Source organism: Kluyvera intermedia, assembly GCF_034424175.1.
Lineage (GTDB): Bacteria > Pseudomonadota > Gammaproteobacteria > Enterobacterales > Enterobacteriaceae > Kluyvera > Kluyvera intermedia.
Window position 1 is genome coordinate 1,093,226 of the sequence record NZ_CP139986.1, and the last position, 18,691, is coordinate 1,111,916.

Below are 18,691 nucleotides of genomic sequence, written 5' to 3' on the forward strand. Positions count from 1 at the left end.
AGTCGTGTTGTCGGATCTTGAATTTTTATTTTCCATTCTTAGAAAAGACTTTGCTAGATATTTTCTTTCGTTAAAATTAACCTATGCGCAGGTTTTAAAAATATCAGTCATGATGTTTTTCACCGGTTTTACAGGAACTGTAACCCTGTTTTTTTATGTCTTAAGCGAATTGGGTTTATTTGAATATTAATATCAATGATGATGTCATTATTGACTAATTAAACATCAATAGCAGTACCTTACCAGGATTTTTACACCGCTCTTGCCGTGAGAATAGTTGCATCCAGGATAAAACGTACCTTGCCTCGTGGTACGCACTAATGAAAAATTGATCTAACCGATCTTTTACTGAGGTTGTCATCATTCTGGATGATATTCCCGCTATAATCCCCGGCTTTCCGCAACACCATCCTTCTGAGTTCAGAGGCTAATCTTTATGACCTGGCACCAATTCAAACAAACCTATCTGATCAAATTCTGGTCACCGGTTCCTGCCGTGATCGCCGCAGGCATTCTTGCCACCTATTATTTCGGCATCACCGGTACCTTCTGGGCCGTCACCGGCGAGTTTACCCGCTGGGGTGGGCAACTGCTGCAACTGGCGGGCGTGCACACCGAAACCTGGGGCTACTACAAGCTTATCGGCCTTGATGGCACGCCGTTGACGCGTATCGACGGCATGATGATTATCGGCATGTTCGGCGGCTGTTTTGCCGCGGCGCTGTGGGCTAACAACGTGAAGCTGCGTTTGCCTAAAAGTCGCATTCGTATTTTACAGGCGATTATCGGCGGTATTATTGCCGGTTTTGGGGCCCGTCTGGCCATGGGCTGTAATCTGGCGGCGTTCTTTACCGGGATCCCTCAGTTCTCGCTTCATGCCTGGTTCTTTGCCCTGGCGACCGCTATTGGTTCATGGTTTGGTGCGCGCTTTACGCTGCTGCCAATATTCCGCATTCCGGTCAAAATGGTCAAAGTCTCCGCCGCATCTCCGTTAACACAAAGTCCCGATAAAGCGCGTCGTCGCTTCCGTCTGGGAATGCTGATTTTCATCGGCATGATCGGCTGGGCGTTGTTAACGGCGGCCGGTAGCCCAAAACTGGGTCTGGCGATGCTGTTTGGTGTCGGCTTTGGTCTGCTGATTGAGCGCGCGCAAATCTGTTTTACCTCGGCATTCCGCGACCTGTGGATCACCGGGCGTACGCAAATGGCGAAGGCGATAATTTTCGGGATGGCGGTGAGCGCCATCGGTATCTTCAGCTATGTCCAACTGGGTGTGGCGCCGAAAATTATGTGGGCGGGCCCGAATGCGGTCATCGGTGGGTTACTGTTCGGGTTTGGTATCGTGCTGGCAGGTGGCTGTGAAACTGGCTGGATGTATCGCGCGGTAGAAGGGCAGGTACACTACTGGTGGGTCGGACTCGGCAACGTTATTGGCTCGACGATTCTGGCCTACTACTGGGATGATATCTCTCCTGCGCTTGCAACCAACTGGGATAAAGTGAACCTGTTAACCACCTTTGGCCCGCTCGGCGGACTGCTGGTGACTTACGGCATGTTATTAATTGCGCTGCTGCTGATTATCGGCTGGGAAAAACGTTTCTTCCGCCGTGCCGCTACCGCTAACGTTACCGCGAAGGAGAATGTATGAGCACGATAGTGCCTGATTACCGTCTGGATATGGTAGGCGAACCTTGTCCGTATCCGGCAGTGGCAACCCTTGAAGCGATGCCACAGCTGAAAAAAGGCGAAATACTGGAAGTGGTCAGCGACTGTCCGCAGTCGATAAACAACATTCCGCTGGATGCGCAGAATCACGGCTACACCGTACTGGATATTCAGCAAGATGGCCCAACCATTCGCTATCTGATTCAGAAGTAATCCTATGCTCTCGCCGTTTGGCGAGAGCATATCTTTTTGAGTTCATCGTGGCAGCTATGCAGTCTCAACAGGCTGTATTTACTCATATTTAAACTTATATAATGCATTATTCAATCATCTATTAAATGATTTATGATAAAACATTTCTCGCACAAATAATCAATAATAATATGAAACGGCTTGATAGAATTGTCTAAACACCCATTCCGATTAATTAAAATGCAACTGGCAAAACTTAAACCTCCGCTCTTCTTTTTATTTATACTTATTATTCTAGCTGGTAACAAATTCATAATAACTAATGTGATAAAAAAGTCTGATTTAGATGCTGATCTGGCAATAGATAGAACTATGAGTAGCATCTCTACAGATGATAGAGATAACTTATTATTAGCGACAGCTCTATCTTTTGCAATTTCAGGAAACGAACATTCAGTCGAAAACACAGATAAGACCTATAATGATGTTGATTTAGTTGGCTCAAAGAAAACGTTGAGTTTAAATAATAATATCATTAAAAATATTGGTGGAATATTACAGATAGCTACTGGGTTAAACAAGAAAACAGTGCTAACGAAATACTTTATTCCTTTAGATCATAGCTTCTTATTTATTTTTTCAAAGGCCAAAGGGATAAATAAAGAACAATTAAAGCTACAGAATAACGCACATTATAATTTCATCCCAAGATTTTCAGTGTCAAATAATTTAACTGCAAAAAGATATGTTAGTGAAATATATAAAGACACTTTCTCTGCAGAAAAGACAATTAGCACGATACAACCCGTGATTCAAAATAATACTAACGCCATGACAAATAGACTTCTTGGGTATGTTGTTAGTGATTATACGCTGGACACATTAAAAATTATGCTAATGAGTAACGGTATGCCAATCCATGAACAGATTATGCTCAAAAAAAACTCAGGTAGTATTGAGTTGGCAAAACCGGATTCGGGCATTTTTACCCCTTGGGTAAAGCATGAGTTTATTGCAAATTCAGATGTTCTTACAAAAACTTCAATATCATATTCAATAATGAGTAGCCTGAAGAATCTGATTATTTTTAACTCAGCATGTATAGTGGCGTTAATTATTATAACCTTAGGGATAAACCACATCACGTTACTCAATAACGATATAGATGTGGATTTATTGACCGGTGCTGTTTCTAAAAGAAAAGGCATGAATATTTTAAAAGGCGCTCTTGGAACCAACTCTGTCATCAGCGTTATTGATGTTAACTCGTTTAAATATATAAATGATACTTATGGTCATCTAGTTGGTGATAAAATACTTATTCTTATCTCTTCTATTTTTATGAAAAACATAAGGCCATCTGACGCTTTTATCAGAACAGGTGGTGATGAGTTCATTTTGTTATTAAGTAAAACCGATCTCAAACAAGCGCCGATGAAAATGAATCAAATCATAGAAAAAATAAATCAGGATCATCAATTAGACGGTGAGTTAATCAACGCATCAATCAGCTTTGGTTTTTCTGAACTCACTGAGAGCATCGAGAAAAGCATTTTCATTGCTGATGGAGGAATGTATCGATATAAAAAACTACATTATACAGCCATCAATGATAATGGGGTGGTGATCGTCTAGTTGAATATCTTTAAAAGAATCAATGGGTTCCCCATCCATATCTAGTAATAATATTTTTTAGTAGCAATTGAGATATTTTATGCCTGGAAAAACGAAGCTGGGCGCAGCCTGCAGCCCAGACTATTAAGGGGTGAGATAAACCTGCGGTACAGCTGCCTGCGGGTGTTGACTCATGCTGATATCCGCACCGTACCAGCGATGGATAACCGATGGTTGAATAACGTCGTGTGGAGTCCCCTCTGCGACCAGCTTACCTTGATGTAACAGTAAGATAGTATCCGCCCACAGTGCGGCAAGGTTAAGGTCGTGCAGCACGATACACACGTGTAATCCGCCAGCACGACTGAGTTTTTTTAACAGGCGCAACAAATGCTGCTGATAAAACAGATCCAGCGCCGATGTCGGTTCATCAAGAAACAGCCAGCCCTGCGGACCTTCCTCTCCCCATAGCTGAGCCAGGCTTCGCGCCAACTGTACGCGCTGCTGCTCGCCGCCGGAGAGCGCAGGGTACAAGCGGCCCGCCAGGTGGCCGCAGCCGGTTTCGGCCATCACACGCTGAACCAGCGCCGCATCTACCGTCGCGCCCCACGGCGCACGGCCCATGCCAATCACCGTTTCGACCGGCCAGTTCGCGTTAAGCTGTGTGCGTTGCAGCATCACCGCGCGGCGACGCGATAGCGCGTTGGCCGACCACTCGCCGAGTGCGCGGCCTTCAATATGTTGCTCGCCGCTATCTGGCGATAAAAAACCGGTCAGCAGGCGTAGCAACGTGGATTTCCCCGCGCCGTTTGGGCCAATCAGCGCGGTCACTTCGCCCCGGCGCAACTGCACGGAAACGTCGTCAATAACCTGTCGTTTACCGAGTCGTAGCGACAGCGAATGGGCGGTGTAAAGATTATCCATGGGTTGACCTTTGCTGGCGGAAAATAAGCCACAGGAACCACGGCGCGCCGAGCACGCTGGTGAGAAGTCCCACCGGCATTTCAGCGGGCGCGGCAACGGTGCGGGCGAGGGTATCGGCAATCAGCAGCAAAATGGCGCCAGCCAGCAAAGAACCGGGAACCAGTCCGCGGTGATCCGGCCCTAACCACATGCGCATCAGGTGCGGTACCACCAGCCCGATAAACCCAATCACCCCGCTAATGGCGACCGCCGCGGCGACCAGCACGGCGCTACACAGCAGCAGAATGCGCTGGAGCAGACGAACATTTACGCCAAGGTAATGCGCTTCTTCATCGCCCAGTTGCAGCAAGTTAAGACGAGCAGCCAACCACCACACCACCAATGACGACGGGATAATCAACGTCGCGGCAACCAGCAGCGTTGACCATTCGGCCTGTCCCAGACTGCCCATGCCCCACAGCGAAAGCTGGCGCAGCTGCGCATCATTACTGACCCACGACAACATGCCGACCAGCGCACCGCATAGGGCGTTAATCGCAATCCCCACTAACAGCAGGCGGGAGAGTGAACCGTCCCCCGCTTTACTGAGCACAAAGATCACCGCCATCACCGCCAGACTGCCGATAAACGCAGCTAACATCGGAGCATACAGCGCCACCAGCGCTGGAACGGACAGCGGTAACACTAGCCAAAAGGCGACCGCCAGCGCCGCGCCGCTGCTGATCCCCAATAGACCGGGGTCGGCCAGAGGGTTGCGGAACAACCCCTGCATCACGCAGCCGGAGAGCGCCAGCGCGCTCCCGACCAGCAGCGCTAGCAGGACACGCGGCAGACGAATGGTGAGCCAGATATGGCGCAACACTTCATCGCCGGAGGCCCACAGATTGGCGAGCGGCAGCCGCATCGCTCCCAGCGTGGTGGCGAATAACGTCAGGCCAACGAGCAAAATGACCATCAACCACAGCTGGCGGGAAGCGCAGGCTAACATCAGGGCAGTTGCTCCGCTTTTTGCCGCAGTTGCAGTAGCGCCTGCGGCGTGCGTGGACCAAAACCAAGCAGTGCCATATCATCCACCACCAGCACCTGTTTATTGCGTCCCGCCGGTGTCTGCGCCAGACCTGGCAGCTTCCAAAGCGACGCTTCCCCGCCCATGCCTTTCAGACCGTCGGCGGAGATAACCACCAGGTCCGGTAGGCTGGCGATGACGCCTTCCTGCGACATTGTGCGGTAATGGTCAAAGCCCTGCATGGCGTTCTGCACGCCGGCAAGCTTGATAGCATCATCGGCTGCCGTTTGTTGACCGGCAACCATCGCACCGGAACCTCCGTGGCTGAGGATAAACAGCACCCGTTTGTTCAGCGGTTGCGTCGGGATTTTTGCCATCTCAGCGTGCAGCGTCTGGCGCAGCGCGTCACCCTGCGCCTGTTTACCCAGCGCTTCGGCAATCACGCTGACTTTGCCGTCGATTGCATCTGCGCTGTAGCCACCCGGTACACTCACCACCTTCACTTTACTCTCCTGTACCTTTTGCAGGACCAGTGACGGCTGCGCCTGGCTGCTTGCGAGTACCAGAGTCGGGCGCAGCGAGAGAATGCCTTCCGCATTGAGCTGGCGGAGGTAACCGACGTCAGGAAGAGCGGTGACTTCCGCCGGCCACTGACTGGTGCTATCTCTCGCGACAAGCGCCGAGTTTGCCCCAAGCGCATAGACAATCTCGGTGACGTCGCCCCCCAGCGTCACGACCCTCTCCTGGGCGGTGGCAAAGGCCAGCATTGGTAGTGCGGCAATCAGGGCAAGCAGCCGTTTCATGCAGGCTGTCCTTCTGCCGTCAGCGCATCAACCTGCGCGCGCCATTGCACCTGCTCCGGCTGACCTTCCGTACGTTGCCCAAACAACTGCGCAATTTGCGTCCCGTCTTTGGCAAACAGTTCCAGGCTTGTGACGTGACCGTCTACGGTCGGCTTACGGGTCACCCAGCTTTCGGCGATGTGCTCTTCCATCAAATGGAGCGTGAAGGCCGGGTTGAAGATATTTAGCCAGCCCTTCATTGGCACCACCTTTTCAATTTTGCCGGTGAAGATTTGTACGCAGCCGGTATTGCCGACGAACACCATGATTTCGTTAGCGTCCTGATGCGCGGCATCGAGAACCTGCGCCAGCGCGTTGTTTGGCACTTTGCAGGCGAGATCGTCGCCGACCAGTTCAAAGGTCTGCTGGCGGGTCAGGTTATGGCGTTTCATTAACATGAAGAACTGGTGAACGTCAGTCATGGCACGCCATTCTTGATCGACGGTCTGCGCATCGACGGTCGTCGCTGTGCTTACAGCTTCTTTGGCTTTCAGTTCCAGCGGTGCGTTTTCTACGGTAATAAAACGCTGTAAAACCTCTGCCCAGGCATTTTTATCGGTGTTGTCGGTAGCATAGACCTTCAGCAAAGCATCACCCTGATGATCAAAGAACTGAATGCTCTGGCGTTCGCCGCGTGCGGTCGCTTCTTTGACGTGGAATGCGCTCGCCCACTGATGTAAAAACAGACGCAGGTCGAGCGCGCGCGGGTTCAGCACAAGCCCTGCATGGCCGCTTAACTGTTGATTCGTAAATGCGCCTACCTGCTCGTGCACCGCGTATTCATTGCGACAGATACATTTGGTTTCGCCCACGACTTCCAGCGCGCCCAGAATTTCGCGAACGTCGCCATGCAAACGCTTCGCATCGTGGCCGACACGAGCAAACGTCAGTTCGGCTTCGCGGATATTCATTAAACCGGCGATGTCGCGGGCATATTTACCTGGGTTTTGTTCTTTTAGCTCAAGCCAGCGAGTGTAGTAGTTCATTGTCTCTTCCTTCCAGATAATGGCCCGGTAAAACACCGGGCCGAGTGATTACCATTGATAGCTTACGAACAGTTTGCCGCTGCGGCCGTCCTGCGGGATCCCCTGCGGTGACCAGTACTCTTTATCAAAGGCGTTACCCAGCACCAGCGTGGTGGTCATGCCTTTCAGCGCCTGCTGTCCCTGATAGCTAACGTAGAAGTCGTTCACCGCGTAGCCCGGCTGTTTACTGTAAGAACTGCTGATGTGCGTTGATCGGTCGGCAAATGTCCCAATCCAGCCCACGGAGAAACCACTATGAGCAAGCGGAATATCCAGTTTGCTGGTGACGGTATCTGGGTTAATGCTGGAGATGTATTCCCCGGTATCCGTGTCTTTACCGCGGGTACGGTTATAGGCGACATCAAGACTGAACAGGTCAGCGGTGTATTTTGTCATCACGTCCCAACCCCAGATTTTGGCGTTAGGCACGTTGTAGGACATGGTGGTTCGGGCTGCGAAATCGACGGTGGTTGAGATGTAATCTTCCGTTTTGGTATCGAAGTAGCTGGCTTTGAATTCCAGCGCATCGTTGGACAGCATCAGGTTGTCAAAGCGCAGACCGAAACCATATTCCTGCGTTTCGTTTGTTTCCGGGCGCAGATTCGGGTTGGGCACCCAATAGTTAGTGTAGAAGCTGCCGATGGAGAAGTGTTTCTCATCGTTATACATCTCGCCCATCGTTGGGGCGCGGAATGCCTGCGCGTATGAACCAAACAACATTAACCAGTCGGTCGGGCTGACCGTCATCCCGGCGCGTGATGACCATTTATCGGTATTCACATCGTCGTAGCCGTCGCTGCTGCCGCGATAGTTATCGTAACGAGTACCGCCGAGCAAGGTGACAGGCAGGTCACGCAGGGTGATTTCATCTTGTAACCAGCCGGAGCTGAAGTCGATTTTGGCATCCGGGAAGCCGGTTGCCGCACCGCTTGGGCTCTGTTCCTGGCGATAATACTCACCGCCGTAGGTCAGTAAGTTGGAAGCAAAAGAATCGCTGAACAGACGGGTGCGGTTTTCAACCTTGCCGCCTTTGGTGGTCTGCTCGCGGTACTCATTGGTGTTGTCGAGATTTTGCGCGTTAATACGTGCTTCTGACCAGTACACTTTGGCATCCGCATTCAGCCAGTCGTTGCCCTGTGGGGCAATTTTGTACGCGAGCTGTGCGTCACGCTGAATGGTTGAGCGGTCAACCATCGGGTTGCTGGAGGTTGAGGGTTCAATTTCCTGCGGATTTTTCGGTTCTTGCGCTTTATTGTTGTAGTAGCGGAAAGAGCCTGAGAGCGACTGTGCCTCATCCATCTGCCAGGTGCCTTTTGCCAGCATATTATTGATGGCTTCATCGTTAGGCGCAGTCGAACCGTCACTTTGTTTAAGATCGCCACGATCGCGGCTGGACCAGGCCACTAAACCGTCGAGGTTATCGGTACGACCAAATGCGCTGGCACCCATGCCCAGGCTATGGTCACCGGTAGCGCCCATCCCGAATACGCGAAAACCGCTGTTCTGGCCTTCCATCAGCAGATCTTTCGCATCCACGGTGTCATAAGAAATCACGCCGCCCAGCGCGCCGCTGCCATAAAGCTGCGCTGAGGGCCCGCGCACCACTTCAATACGCTTAATTAGCGCCGGATCCAGGAAGGTGCTGTTAAGGTGACCGGTGTCGGTTCCCTGACGTACCCCATCCACCAAAACCAGAACGCCACGACGGTCGTAGCCGCGCATATTGATGTCCTGACCGTTGGTGCGGCCCGTACCGCTAATCATTATCCCCGGCACGCTGCGCAACAGGTCTGCCGCCGAGCTGGCGGTTTGTTTTTCGGGAGCTGACGTATCGATAACGCTGACCATCATCGGCGCTTCAAAAGTACTACGCGCGTTGCCCGTAGCGGTCACGGTAAGGGTCTCTGGTTGAGCGAAAGCTGAAGCAGGGAGCAGACTACTGATGACCACCGCTAACAGTGAAGGGCGCAGTGAGGCGTATTGCAGGCGTAACATAACAACTCTCCATGAGAAAATTGAAAAGCGCTTGCTGCCTGGGGGAACCTGGGTGGCTGGCGGTATTGTTTAAGTTTTGAGTATTTATTTAGTCAAAATGAGTTTGCCGGATTGTGTCTGACGAAGCAGATAGTGTTGATCGTTATGTTCGATCAGCACCCATCCTTCGTCGCCAAGCAGGTCTTTACTCTTTATCATCGGCTTAGATCGAGTAGGGGAAAGTGGCGCATTTTCTTGTTTTAGTGTTGCTGTAGGTTCGTGCATATTGTAATCATCCGCCATGAAATGATGATGAATTGTAAAAATTGAGAATGATTATCGTTAGTATATGTATTCTCATCAAGAACTTTTTCGTAAATCTGTGTCTAAGGCAAACTGAACGGTAAATAGTCAAATTATCCCGTTAAAAAGCCCTATCTTGTTCAAATTGCCTCTGTTAACGCCTGCGAGAAATGTATGTCAGAGAAAGCCGAACGACTCAGTGCTTCGCGGAAAAATCGTTGGTATATGTTGGTAAACCGGCGAGATAAAGCGCCTGCATTTTGGCCTTTAAATGTGTATTATTAATGCATCTTTATTGATGAGGAACAGGCAATGGCAGGCAAACGCATCGACCGTGAAAAACGGACAATCCGCAGCATGGTGGCGCTCTATCAGCGCCGTTGCCCGGATGCAAAGGACGATGCCGCGCACTATCAGGCGCTTAACGACTATGCCGATAAGCGGTTGGATAAGTGCGTGTTTGGTGAGGAAAAACCGGCCTGTAAGCAGTGCCCGGTACACTGCTATCAACCTGCTAAGCGTGAAGAGATGAAGCAGATAATGCGCTGGGCAGGGCCGCGAATGCTCTGGCGCCACCCCATCCTCACCCTTCGCCACCTGATTGATGACCGACGCCCGGTGCCTGAATTACCGGAAAAGTATCGGCCGAAAAAATAGCGCTCACATGGTGCGGCAGTGTCGTCGGTACTCCGACGGCGAGCGCGCCGTGTGCTTACGGAAAATCCGGCAAAAATAGTTGCTGTCCTCAAAGCCGCAGTGATGGGCGATCTCTTTGATTTTCATTTCATATCCGCGCAGTAATTTCTTCGCCAGCTCCAGACGCACGGCGGTCAGATACTCGTTAAAACCCACGGTGCTGGACTTTTGAAACAGGTGCGACAGGTAGTTCGGCGTAATGTGGAACTTCTTCGCCACCGTCTCCCGGCTTAAGGCTTCTGCGGCATGTTCGTCGATGTATTCGCGAATAGCCATAAACAGCTCTTTGCTTTTGCTCACCGTATCCGCCAGATGCGTGAGCTGGTCAATGCAGTGGCTCAGTAACCCACTCAGCACAATCTGTGCCGTTGGCATCACCGGGCGAATAGCCAGCTCGTTCATCGCCAGCAAGAGATACGACCCGACGCGCGGCCCCAGCCGTGCCACGTGCTGCTTGCGGATCTCGACGAATGTTTTGCCATCAAAGCGTTGCAGGCTGAAGCCCAATTTTTGCTTGCTGAACAGAATGCTTAGTGTGGTTGCCGACGCCTGCCACTGCGGTGCGTTCCAGCGGCCGCTGGGGATATACAGCGCCTGTAGCGGGCCGAGCGGTGTGTCCAGGCAACCATCTTCCAGTTCCCCTTCCAACACAATCTCCAGACGGGGAAACGATACGCTCATCGCCAGCTCCGATGCGGGCTGCGCGGCTTGGGGGAAACGCACGACAAGGTCGCCTTGCTGAGCCAGTAACTGCTCTAGCACGGGGACGAGGGAGTATTCTGACATGCTCATGTCCTGGTTATTATTCTGGATTTTGAATCTCATCACACTTTATTTTGCTGCACACAAAAATCCAGTGTTGTGTAGCTATCTCATACAGAAAGCCGACCCCGGGTGCAGTAACTTTTCATACATGTTGTGAAATGGTTAACAAAAGAGAGGCGATATGGACAAGCAAGCGGCATTCTGGCTGGATGCATTGGGCGCCAACGGCGAACTGTCAGCCACCATGAAACACGAACTGGATACCCAGGGCTACACAATTGTACACGGCGTTGTCGATGCCGACTGGCTGGCGGCGATGCGCGAACGAATCGATTATCTGGTCGAAAAAGAAGGGGAGAACCTGGCGGTTGAACATCACCAGGAAGAGACCGCCACTCGCGTCGCCAACCTGGTGAACAAAGGCGTGGTATGGGAAAAGGTCTGGTCACATCCGCTGGTATTGTCGGCGTGTCGCTATATCTTTGAGGGCGAGTTTAAAATCTCCAGCCTCAACGCCCGCGAAGCGCTATACAACGGCGGTCATCAGCCGCTGCATGCGGACTGGAAAAAACCACGCCCGGACTTTCCGAAGGTACATCTGGTGAACACCATCTGGGCGATTGACGATCTGTACGCCGCCAACGGTGCGCCGCGCATAATTCCGGCCACCCATCTGCGCCCGGAACTGCCGGAAGATGTATTAGACGATGTTGGCCTGCCACATCCGGATGAGGTGATTTTTGAAGCCCCGGCGGGCAGCGTGATGATCTACAACGCTCATGCCTGGCACGGCGGCACCACCAACCGTGAAGGCTCGCGCCGCCGAGTGTTACATGGTTTGTATATCGACCGGGCTGATACTGCCCAGCAGGACCAGCGCCGTTGGCTGACGCCGGAAACGGCGAGCCGGTTAACCCCGGCGCAGAAGTGGTTGCTGGATGTAGAGTGACATTCTCGCACAGACGGCCCCCTCTCCCTTTTTAAGGGAGAGGGAACAGATCGTAGCCTGCGTCGAAGCGTCTATCCCCCAACCACTACCCGATATCCCGCCCTTTCAACCATTGCCTTGATGAGTGCAATCTCCGCTTCTTCCGGTGCCTTAACCCCCGCCATCGTCCATTCACGCTCCAGCAGCGAATACTTAGGCTCACCGTACTGATGGAACGGCAACAAATGCACCTCCGCCACCGGCAACGGCGCCAGGAATGCCAGCACCTGCGCCACGTTCTGCTCGTTTAAGGTGAACCCCGGGATCAGCGGCAGACGGGGGATCACCTTGATCCCTTGCTCCACCAGCAGACGAAAATTCTCCAGCACCCGTGGCTGATTCATACTCAACACCCGCTGCGCCACCTCAACGTCCATGATTTTCAAATCAAACAGCACTTCGTCGCAGGCCTGCGCCAGTGGCAGCAAGCGGCGAGGGGAGGTATCACCGGCGGTTTCAATGGCGGTGCGGATCCCCCACTGTTTCAGGCGCTGTAAAAATCGGGTCGCGAACTCAGCCTGCATCAGCACTTCACCGCCGGAGAGCGTCACGCCGCCGCCGGATGCGCGAAAGAACACCTCATCTTTCAGCACTTCCCGCTCTAACTCAGCCAGCGTGACGTCACGACCAATATGCTCCCATGCGCCGGATGGACACTCCACGGCGTCCTGCGCACAGGTGGCACAGTGCAAACACTTGCTCTCCCGGCGCACGGTCTCAATTTTTGGTGACATGGATTCCGGGTTCGCGCACCACGGGCAGGTATGCGGACAGCCTTTGAAAAAGACCACCGTGCGGATGCCGTGACCATCGTTTAACGAATAGCGCTGGATATTGAAAATACGCGCCGTATCGGCGCGCGTCTCAATCACCTCACAGCTGATGCGCGGTGCGGCGGATAATGTCATCTTGAATCTCCTTCGACAGCTCGACAAAGAAGGCGCTGTAGCCCGCCACGCGAACCACCAGCCCGGCGAAATCCTGCGGCCGCTGTTGGGCCTCGCGCAGGGTCTCGGCATTCACCACGTTGAACTGAATATGCTGCAATTTCAGCTTGGTAAAAGCGTGGAGGAAGTCCGCCAGCTTGTTGAGTCCGCTTTCCCCTTCCAGCGTGGCGGGCGTGAACTTAACGTTCAGCAGCGTCCCGTTGGACAGCAGGTAGTTGTCGAGTTTACTCACCGATTTCAGTACCGCCGTTGGCCCCTGACCATCCTGACCGACCATCGGTGACAGGCCGCCGTCCGCCAGTTGCTCCCCGGCAAATCGCCCGTCCGGTGTCGCACCGACGACCGAACCCAGCGGCACGTGAGCGGAGACGGTATACGACCCCGGCGTAAACTGACCGCCGCGCGGGTTACGGTAGTTTTCAACCTCTTTGCAGTAAAATCGCAGCAGATCGGCGCTGATGTTATCGACATCATCAATATCGTTGCCGTATTTCTCAAAGCGGTTAATTAAGCGCGCGCGAACCTTTTCCCCCTCCGGCGTGGCGAAGTTGGCTTTCAGTACCGCCAGCAGTTCGTCAAAGCTCATGCGCTGTTGGTCAAACACCATGCCTTTCAGCGCGTGTAACGAGTCGCTCAGGTTAGCGATACCAATTCCCTGTACACCGGAGAAGTTGTAGCGCGCGCCGCCTTCGGTAATGTCTTTGCCGTTGGCGATACAGTCTTCGACAAACGAGGAGAGCAGCGGCACCGGGGCCCAGTCGCGGTGGCCGATATCACAGATATTGCTGCCTTCAACCATCAGCTTGATGTAGTGACGGATTTTGTCCCGAATGCTCGCCAGCAGGCCGTCGTAGGTGAGTTGGGTGTCGCCTTCGTGCTCCAGCATCACGATTTCCATCACCTTCAACAGGTTGAACATTGCGATGTCGTGCAGCCCGTAGGTGCGTCCGGGAATCGACAGCTCCACGCAGCCCACCACCGCATAGTCACGGGCATCTTCCAGTGACACGCCGCGGTTGAGGAAGGCGGGAACCACCACTTCATCGTTGAAAATCTGCGGAATACCGGTACCTAAGCGCACGGTTTCGGCGGTTTTGCGCAGGAACGGGCGGTCGATCAGTTCGTTGACGCGCACGCCGAGATTCGGCTGCGGCAGGCGAACATTCTGATAGGCATCAAGACAGGTGAAGGAGAGCACGTTGACCGCGCTGCGCCCGTTTTCGGTCAGGCCGCCGAGCAGGGCGGTGTAGCCGGTAGGGAAGCCAGCAAAATAGCGAGCGCTGCTGGTGGAGCGTAGCAGCACAATATCGTTGCACTTCACCCACAGCGACTCCAGAAGCTCCTGCATAAATGCCGGGTTTTCCCCGTGGTTTAGCGATGCCTGCCAGAACGGCAGCATGTACTGGTCAAAGCGACCAAGCGAAATGGAACTGGCGTTGGACTCGTATTGCAAAATGATATTCATGTACCAGAACAGCTGACAGGCCTGCCAGAAATTCTGCGGTTTTTGCCCGGCGTTGTGGCGGGATATTTGGGCGATGGTCTCTAGCTCCTGACGCCGCTGCGGATCCTGGCACTGCGTGGCCATCGTATCTGCCAGCGCGGCATAGCGCAGAATATGGCGCTGGGAGGCTTGTAGCAAAATCAGCACCGCCTGGTAGAACACGTTATCCGGCTGCTGACGCAAATGGTCTTGCATCTCAATGACCAGCGCATTCAGGCCGTTACCCAGTAGGCGCGGGTAGTCGATGATGATATGTCCCTGGCCTTTGTCGGTTTGGTTGACGCTGAAAATTTGCGTGCTGACGGCGGCTTTTACCTCGTCGGTCATCTGTGCGTTGATAAAGTCTTTCATTGAGCGTTTTTCCCAGTACGGGAAGAGCTCATCACGGTACAGGCGCTGGTCGGCATCGCTGATGTTGAAGCGGTCTTGCGGACGGATAGCGAATTGCTCCAGCTCTTTGAGCAGCCAGTAAGGGTCCATCTCCGGCGACATAATGCCAGCGCGCGGCTTGATGGTGCGGTTCCCGGCAATCAGCTCGTCGTCGCGAAGGCTAATGGCAACGTTATCAAGAATATGGGCCGTGGCTTTGGCGCGGCGAATGATCACCGGCTCGCCTTCAGTCTGGCGGTGGCTTTCGGTATAGAGTACGGCGCGCTCAAGTGATATTTCACGCGGGTTGGCAAAGAGGGCGTCTTTCAGGCGCTGGATACGATTAGTCATTTTGCGGGCTCCTCGGGAGATTAACCTGACGTTTATTATGGCTTCTACGTTAGGCAAATGCGGCGCGGGGAGACAGAAGAGAATGGGGGGATTTACTGGATTATTGTGATCAAAATGGAAAAATGAGATCTAAGTTTTGTCTGGGTGATATTCCCGGCGGCGCTGCGCTTGGCCGGGCTACACTAATTGGTTGCCCGGCCAAGCGCAGCGCCGCCGGGAGTGCACCCAGGTAAGTTTGTAGGCCTGACAAGCGCAGCGCCATCAGGCGCGGCTAACGCAGCGAGGCAATCCAATTCATCGCCAGCTCCGGCCAGGCGGCGGCGGGCAGCCCTTTCGCTCCCCGAATCCCGAATCCATGCTTGCCTTCGGCAAACAGATGTAGCTCGGTCGGCACTTTATGCGCGCGCAGGGCGTTAAACATCACCAGCGAATTATCCACCGGAACCGAGGGATCGTCGACCGCATGCATGATAAAGGTCGGCGGCGTCTGGTCGTTAACGTTCAACTCTGGAGAATAGTGCTTAATCTGCTCGGCGGTCGGCGTTTCGCCAACCAGCGCCTTACGCGAGCCGAGGTGAGCAATGGCTTTATCCATCGAAATCACCGGATAGCCCAGCACCACGAAATCGGGCCGTGCACTCTGGTTATCGATGGCATCAACTGGCGCATAAACCGGCTCGTTGTAGCGAGTCTCAAGGCTTGCCGCCACGTGTCCCCCCGCTGAAAAACCCATCACGCCAATTTTCTGTGGATTAATCTGCCACTCGCCTGCGCGGGCGCGCAGGGTACGCAGCGCACGTTGGGCATCTGCCAGCGGTGCGTTAGCCCCTTCCGCGTGACCATCGGCGGGCATACGGTAGGTCATCACAAACAGGGTGTAGCCCTGAGCGTTAAACGGTGCGGCTAAATCGCTACCCTCTTTATCGAGCACCACCCGTTGGTAGGAGCCGCCCGGGGTGACCAGCAGCGCCACGCCGTTCGGATGGGCTGGCGCATACACGGTGATCTCCGGGGCACGAATACCGGTGACCGCACGGTCGGGCAGCGTCGGGTCTTTGCTGCGCTCAACCAGCGCGTAGTTTACCGGACTGTTTTTAGCGCCGGGCGCTTCACCGCCGGGCCAGACAGATAATGTGGGCAGCGCGGCGAACGCTGTTTGTGTGCAAATGAGTAGGGTGATAGCTGCGGACAACGGTAAGCGAATCATAAATGTCTCCCAGGGAAAACGCTTATTTATCATCCGTTAAACGAGGGGAACGCGATATGATTCACAAAACGTTGTTTCATAAATAGAGAAACGAGAAGGTGTGATTTGGGTGATATTTCCGGCTGCGCTTGGCCGGGCTACACTAATTGGTAGCCCGGCCAAGCGCAGCGCCGCCGGGAGTGTACACAGGTAGGTTACAGCAACGCGTCTTTATCAATCCCCAGGCGTTTCATTCTCGACAGCAGCGTGGTGCGCTTAAGCCCCAGACGTTGAGCCGCGCCTTTCGCGCCTGCTACCACGCCGTTGGTTTCTTTCAGCACGCGGACGATAAGCTGATACTCATCCTCGCCGTCTTTCGCCGCTTCAGCCACCGGAGCAGGTGCCCGTTCTTCAGAGGCAAATGCCAGTTCCGGCATAGACAGCTGTAAGACGCTGCCGCGGGTCAACAATACCGCGCGCTCAATCACGTTCTCCAGCTCACGCACGTTCCCCGGCCACTCCATCTGGCACAGGGTGCGCAGCGTTTCAGCCGGGATGCTGTCGATATTGCGCCCCAACCGGCGGGCGATTTTAAAGGTGAAGGCTTTCACCAGCAGCGGAATATCTTCCGGGCGCTCGCGCAGCGGCGGCAGATGGATCGGGAATACGTTCAGGCGGTAATAAAGATCGCTACGGAATTCGCGATCCAACACCATCTGCTTGAGATCGCGGTTGGTGGCGGCGATCAGGCGTACGTCGGTCTGGATCAGCTTATTACTGCCCAGACGTTCGAACTCCTGCTCCTGCAACACGCGCAACAGTTTCGGCTGAAGTTCCAGCGGCATATCGCCCACTTCATCAAGGAACATCGAGCTTTTATCCGCCAGTTCAAAGCGACCAATGCGCTGGGTGCTGGCGCCGGTAAACGCTCCACGCTCGTGACCGAACAGATCGCTTTCCAGCAGACCCGCAGGCATAGCGGCACAGTTCATTTTCACCATCCGGCGGCTATTACGCCCGCTCAGATTATGAATGGCGCGGGCAATTAGCTCTTTCCCGGTGCCGGTTTCGCCGAGGATAAGCACCGTGCTGTCGCTTGGCGCAACCATCTCAACTTGCTTAAGCACATTGAACATCGCTTCGCTGCGACCGATGATTTCACCAAACTCGCCGTCAACGTTGTTCAACTGTTCGGTCAGCGCCAGGTTTTCATCCACCAGACGCTCTTTCAGGCGGTGAATTTCCTGATAGGCAAGGGCATTATCGACGGCAATCGCCACGCGCTCGGCAATCTGTTTAAGCAGTTTGAGATTAGCGGCGCAAAAGACTTTTTCATCACACTGGGCAAGCTTCAGAACGCCAAGCATTTTGTCGCCAGACATCAGCGGCAGTAGGCACAGAGTCTGGATTTTGTCGTCCCACATCTCAAACAGCTGACGTTCGTAAGGGGCGAGATTGTCCTGCTCGTTAAGATTAAGCAGCAACGTCTCTTTGCTCTTAAATACCCGCTCACTTAGCGTACCGGCTTCGTTCACTTCACTCTGATCGTGTACCGGATCGTTGACGTCAATATAGTGTGTCGAGTAGATGTTGAGCTTGCCTTTGCGATTGCTGTGCAGCACCACGCTTATTGCATCAATCGCGAAGTAGTAGTGGATCTCTTTTGCCACCGAACTGACCAGTTCGTCCATATCCAGACGTGACAGCACGGCGTTGGTGATCGCCACCAGAATGCGGAAATTATCGCGCTCGCGACACAGCAAATCGTAGTCGACGTTATTGGTCACCCGGCTTTGGATTTGCTCGGTCACCACCGCGACAACCTGCGTGAAAGTATGCAGGCGCTGATACTCTTTTTCCGTCCACGGCTGGTCGTTCTGACGGATAAACTCGCAGCCGCCAAAAATGCGCCCTTCGGCGGCCAGCGGCAGCAGGCAATAGTGACCAAAAGGTTGATATAGCTCGCTTTTGGCAAGCATTGGCCAGGCTTCGCTAAACTCGCTGTAGCTGCAATGCAGTGCATCGGGGCGTGACAACAGACGCCTGACCGGGCCGTTGGCCAGCAGGTTATCGTCCTCATAGGCCAGCGGTTGACCGGCATTGCGCGTGGCGTGATAGCCCGCCCGCAGGTTACCCGGCTGAAGCAAGATGATCGCCGCGCTGTCGGCCAGCGCAGAGTGTTTTACCAGCTGCGCCAGCGTTTCGCTGAGTGCGGCGAGATCGGGTTGTTGGAGAAGCGTCCGGGTAATATCAAACAGCCCTTGCTGCGCGAGATCGCCCATCGGTGTATACGACATGTCACGTGCCCATAAATGCACCTTATTCGGTGCGATAAATAAT

16 protein-coding genes are annotated in these 18,691 nt (G+C 53.6%); 5 read left to right on the forward strand and 11 right to left on the reverse strand.

Going from position 1 to position 18,691, the window contains the following annotated elements:
• Positions 1-436 precede the first annotated feature (436 nt).
• From yedE to U0026_RS05250, 3 genes are all read left to right on the forward strand, one after another.
• A complete protein-coding gene (yedE, locus tag U0026_RS05240) occupies positions 437-1,648 on the forward strand; it encodes a selenium metabolism membrane protein YedE/FdhT (RefSeq protein ID WP_062775425.1) in 1,212 nt (403 codons plus the stop codon).
• The gene (gene yedF, locus U0026_RS05245; protein ID WP_062775424.1) at positions 1,645-1,878 is read left to right on the forward strand and encodes a sulfurtransferase-like selenium metabolism protein YedF; all 234 of its coding nucleotides are present in this window, start codon (positions 1,645-1,647) and stop codon (positions 1,876-1,878) included. Before yedE ends, yedF begins: the two co-directional genes overlap by 4 nt.
• Positions 1,879-2,097: 219 nt before the next feature.
• The gene (locus U0026_RS05250) at positions 2,098-3,492 is read left to right on the forward strand and encodes a GGDEF domain-containing protein (RefSeq protein ID WP_062775421.1); all 1,395 of its coding nucleotides are present in this window, start codon (positions 2,098-2,100) and stop codon (positions 3,490-3,492) included.
• A gap of 123 nt (positions 3,493-3,615) precedes the next feature.
• Here the strand turns inward: U0026_RS05250 and U0026_RS05255 are convergent, their stop codons facing one another.
• From U0026_RS05255 to hemP, 6 genes are all read right to left on the reverse strand, one after another.
• On the reverse strand, positions 3,616-4,395 hold the full coding sequence (locus tag U0026_RS05255; protein WP_062775419.1) for a heme ABC transporter ATP-binding protein: 780 nt from the start codon (positions 4,393-4,395) through the stop codon (positions 3,616-3,618).
• A complete protein-coding gene (locus tag U0026_RS05260; RefSeq protein WP_062775416.1) occupies positions 4,388-5,383 on the reverse strand; it encodes a FecCD family ABC transporter permease in 996 nt (331 codons plus the stop codon). Before U0026_RS05260 ends, U0026_RS05255 begins: the two co-directional genes overlap by 8 nt.
• Positions 5,383-6,204 carry a heme/hemin ABC transporter substrate-binding protein gene (locus tag U0026_RS05265; protein ID WP_062775413.1) on the reverse strand — a complete coding sequence of 274 codons (822 nt, stop codon included), beginning with the start codon at positions 6,202-6,204 and terminating at the stop codon, positions 5,383-5,385. Before U0026_RS05265 ends, U0026_RS05260 begins: the two co-directional genes overlap by 1 nt.
• Positions 6,201-7,229 carry a hematinate-forming heme oxygenase ChuS gene (gene chuS / locus U0026_RS05270; protein ID WP_062775411.1) on the reverse strand — a complete coding sequence of 343 codons (1,029 nt, stop codon included), beginning with the start codon at positions 7,227-7,229 and terminating at the stop codon, positions 6,201-6,203. The genes U0026_RS05265 and chuS overlap by 4 nt, the downstream gene beginning before the upstream one ends.
• Before the next feature lie 48 nt (positions 7,230-7,277).
• The gene (locus U0026_RS05275; RefSeq protein WP_062775409.1) at positions 7,278-9,263 is read right to left on the reverse strand and encodes a TonB-dependent hemoglobin/transferrin/lactoferrin family receptor; all 1,986 of its coding nucleotides are present in this window, start codon (positions 9,261-9,263) and stop codon (positions 7,278-7,280) included.
• 84 nt (positions 9,264-9,347) lie between these two features.
• Positions 9,348-9,527, reverse strand: coding sequence for a hemin uptake protein HemP (gene hemP / locus U0026_RS05280; RefSeq protein ID WP_062775407.1), 180 nt, complete (start codon positions 9,525-9,527; stop codon positions 9,348-9,350).
• A 330-nt stretch (positions 9,528-9,857) separates the two neighbouring features.
• On the opposite strand from hemP, the gene U0026_RS05285 reads away from it, so the two are divergent.
• Entirely contained in the window at positions 9,858-10,202 is a 345-nt protein-coding gene (locus U0026_RS05285) for a nitrous oxide-stimulated promoter family protein (protein WP_062775405.1), read from the forward strand.
• A 3-nt stretch (positions 10,203-10,205) separates the two neighbouring features.
• Here the strand turns inward: U0026_RS05285 and U0026_RS05290 are convergent, their stop codons facing one another.
• Entirely contained in the window at positions 10,206-11,027 is an 822-nt protein-coding gene (locus tag U0026_RS05290) for a helix-turn-helix transcriptional regulator (protein ID WP_062775402.1), read from the reverse strand.
• Between the two features lie 160 nt (positions 11,028-11,187).
• On the opposite strand from U0026_RS05290, the gene U0026_RS05295 reads away from it, so the two are divergent.
• The gene (locus tag U0026_RS05295) at positions 11,188-11,955 is read left to right on the forward strand and encodes a phytanoyl-CoA dioxygenase family protein (RefSeq protein ID WP_062775399.1); all 768 of its coding nucleotides are present in this window, start codon (positions 11,188-11,190) and stop codon (positions 11,953-11,955) included.
• 71 nt (positions 11,956-12,026) lie between these two features.
• On the opposite strand, the gene U0026_RS05300 is transcribed toward U0026_RS05295, so the two are convergent.
• The 4 genes from U0026_RS05300 to flhA form a co-directional block, all read right to left on the reverse strand.
• The gene (locus U0026_RS05300) at positions 12,027-12,902 is read right to left on the reverse strand and encodes a [formate-C-acetyltransferase]-activating enzyme (protein WP_062775397.1); all 876 of its coding nucleotides are present in this window, start codon (positions 12,900-12,902) and stop codon (positions 12,027-12,029) included.
• Positions 12,868-15,165, reverse strand: coding sequence for a formate C-acetyltransferase (locus U0026_RS05305; protein ID WP_062775394.1), 2,298 nt, complete (start codon positions 15,163-15,165; stop codon positions 12,868-12,870). The genes U0026_RS05300 and U0026_RS05305 overlap by 35 nt, the downstream gene beginning before the upstream one ends.
• Before the next feature lie 271 nt (positions 15,166-15,436).
• Positions 15,437-16,372, reverse strand: a complete 936-nt coding sequence (locus U0026_RS05310; RefSeq protein ID WP_062775391.1) for an alpha/beta hydrolase — start codon at positions 16,370-16,372, stop codon at positions 15,437-15,439.
• Positions 16,373-16,566: 194 nt separating this feature from the next.
• Complete coding sequence (flhA, locus tag U0026_RS05315; RefSeq protein ID WP_062775390.1) at positions 16,567-18,648, reverse strand: formate hydrogenlyase transcriptional activator FlhA; 2,082 nt, start codon at positions 18,646-18,648, stop codon at positions 16,567-16,569.
• Positions 18,649-18,691 lie beyond the last annotated feature (43 nt).

Bases quoted from the DNA above. Each gene is read 5' to 3' on its own strand.
- U0026_RS05285 (WP_062775405.1), top strand. From the start codon at position 9,858: ATGGCAGGCAAACGCATCGACCGTGAAAAACGGACAATCCGCAGCATG.
- flhA (WP_062775390.1), bottom strand. From the start codon at position 18,648: ATGTCGTATACACCGATGGGCGATCTCGCGCAGCAAGGGCTGTTTGAT.
- yedF (WP_062775424.1), top strand. From the start codon at position 1,645: ATGAGCACGATAGTGCCTGATTACCGTCTGGATATGGTAGGCGAACCT.
- U0026_RS05290 (WP_062775402.1), bottom strand. From the start codon at position 11,027: ATGTCAGAATACTCCCTCGTCCCCGTGCTAGAGCAGTTACTGGCTCAG.
- U0026_RS05250 (WP_062775421.1), top strand. From the start codon at position 2,098: ATGCAACTGGCAAAACTTAAACCTCCGCTCTTCTTTTTATTTATACTT.
- U0026_RS05255 (WP_062775419.1), bottom strand. From the start codon at position 4,395: ATGGATAATCTTTACACCGCCCATTCGCTGTCGCTACGACTCGGTAAA.
- chuS (WP_062775411.1), bottom strand. From the start codon at position 7,229: ATGAACTACTACACTCGCTGGCTTGAGCTAAAAGAACAAAACCCAGGT.
- U0026_RS05305 (WP_062775394.1), bottom strand. From the start codon at position 15,165: ATGACTAATCGTATCCAGCGCCTGAAAGACGCCCTCTTTGCCAACCCG.
- yedE (WP_062775425.1), top strand. From the start codon at position 437: ATGACCTGGCACCAATTCAAACAAACCTATCTGATCAAATTCTGGTCA.
- hemP (WP_062775407.1), bottom strand. From the start codon at position 9,527: ATGCACGAACCTACAGCAACACTAAAACAAGAAAATGCGCCACTTTCC.
- U0026_RS05310 (WP_062775391.1), bottom strand. From the start codon at position 16,372: ATGATTCGCTTACCGTTGTCCGCAGCTATCACCCTACTCATTTGCACA.
- U0026_RS05265 (WP_062775413.1), bottom strand. From the start codon at position 6,204: ATGAAACGGCTGCTTGCCCTGATTGCCGCACTACCAATGCTGGCCTTT.
- U0026_RS05260 (WP_062775416.1), bottom strand. From the start codon at position 5,383: ATGTTAGCCTGCGCTTCCCGCCAGCTGTGGTTGATGGTCATTTTGCTC.
- U0026_RS05295 (WP_062775399.1), top strand. From the start codon at position 11,188: ATGGACAAGCAAGCGGCATTCTGGCTGGATGCATTGGGCGCCAACGGC.
- U0026_RS05275 (WP_062775409.1), bottom strand. From the start codon at position 9,263: ATGTTACGCCTGCAATACGCCTCACTGCGCCCTTCACTGTTAGCGGTG.
- U0026_RS05300 (WP_062775397.1), bottom strand. From the start codon at position 12,902: ATGACATTATCCGCCGCACCGCGCATCAGCTGTGAGGTGATTGAGACG.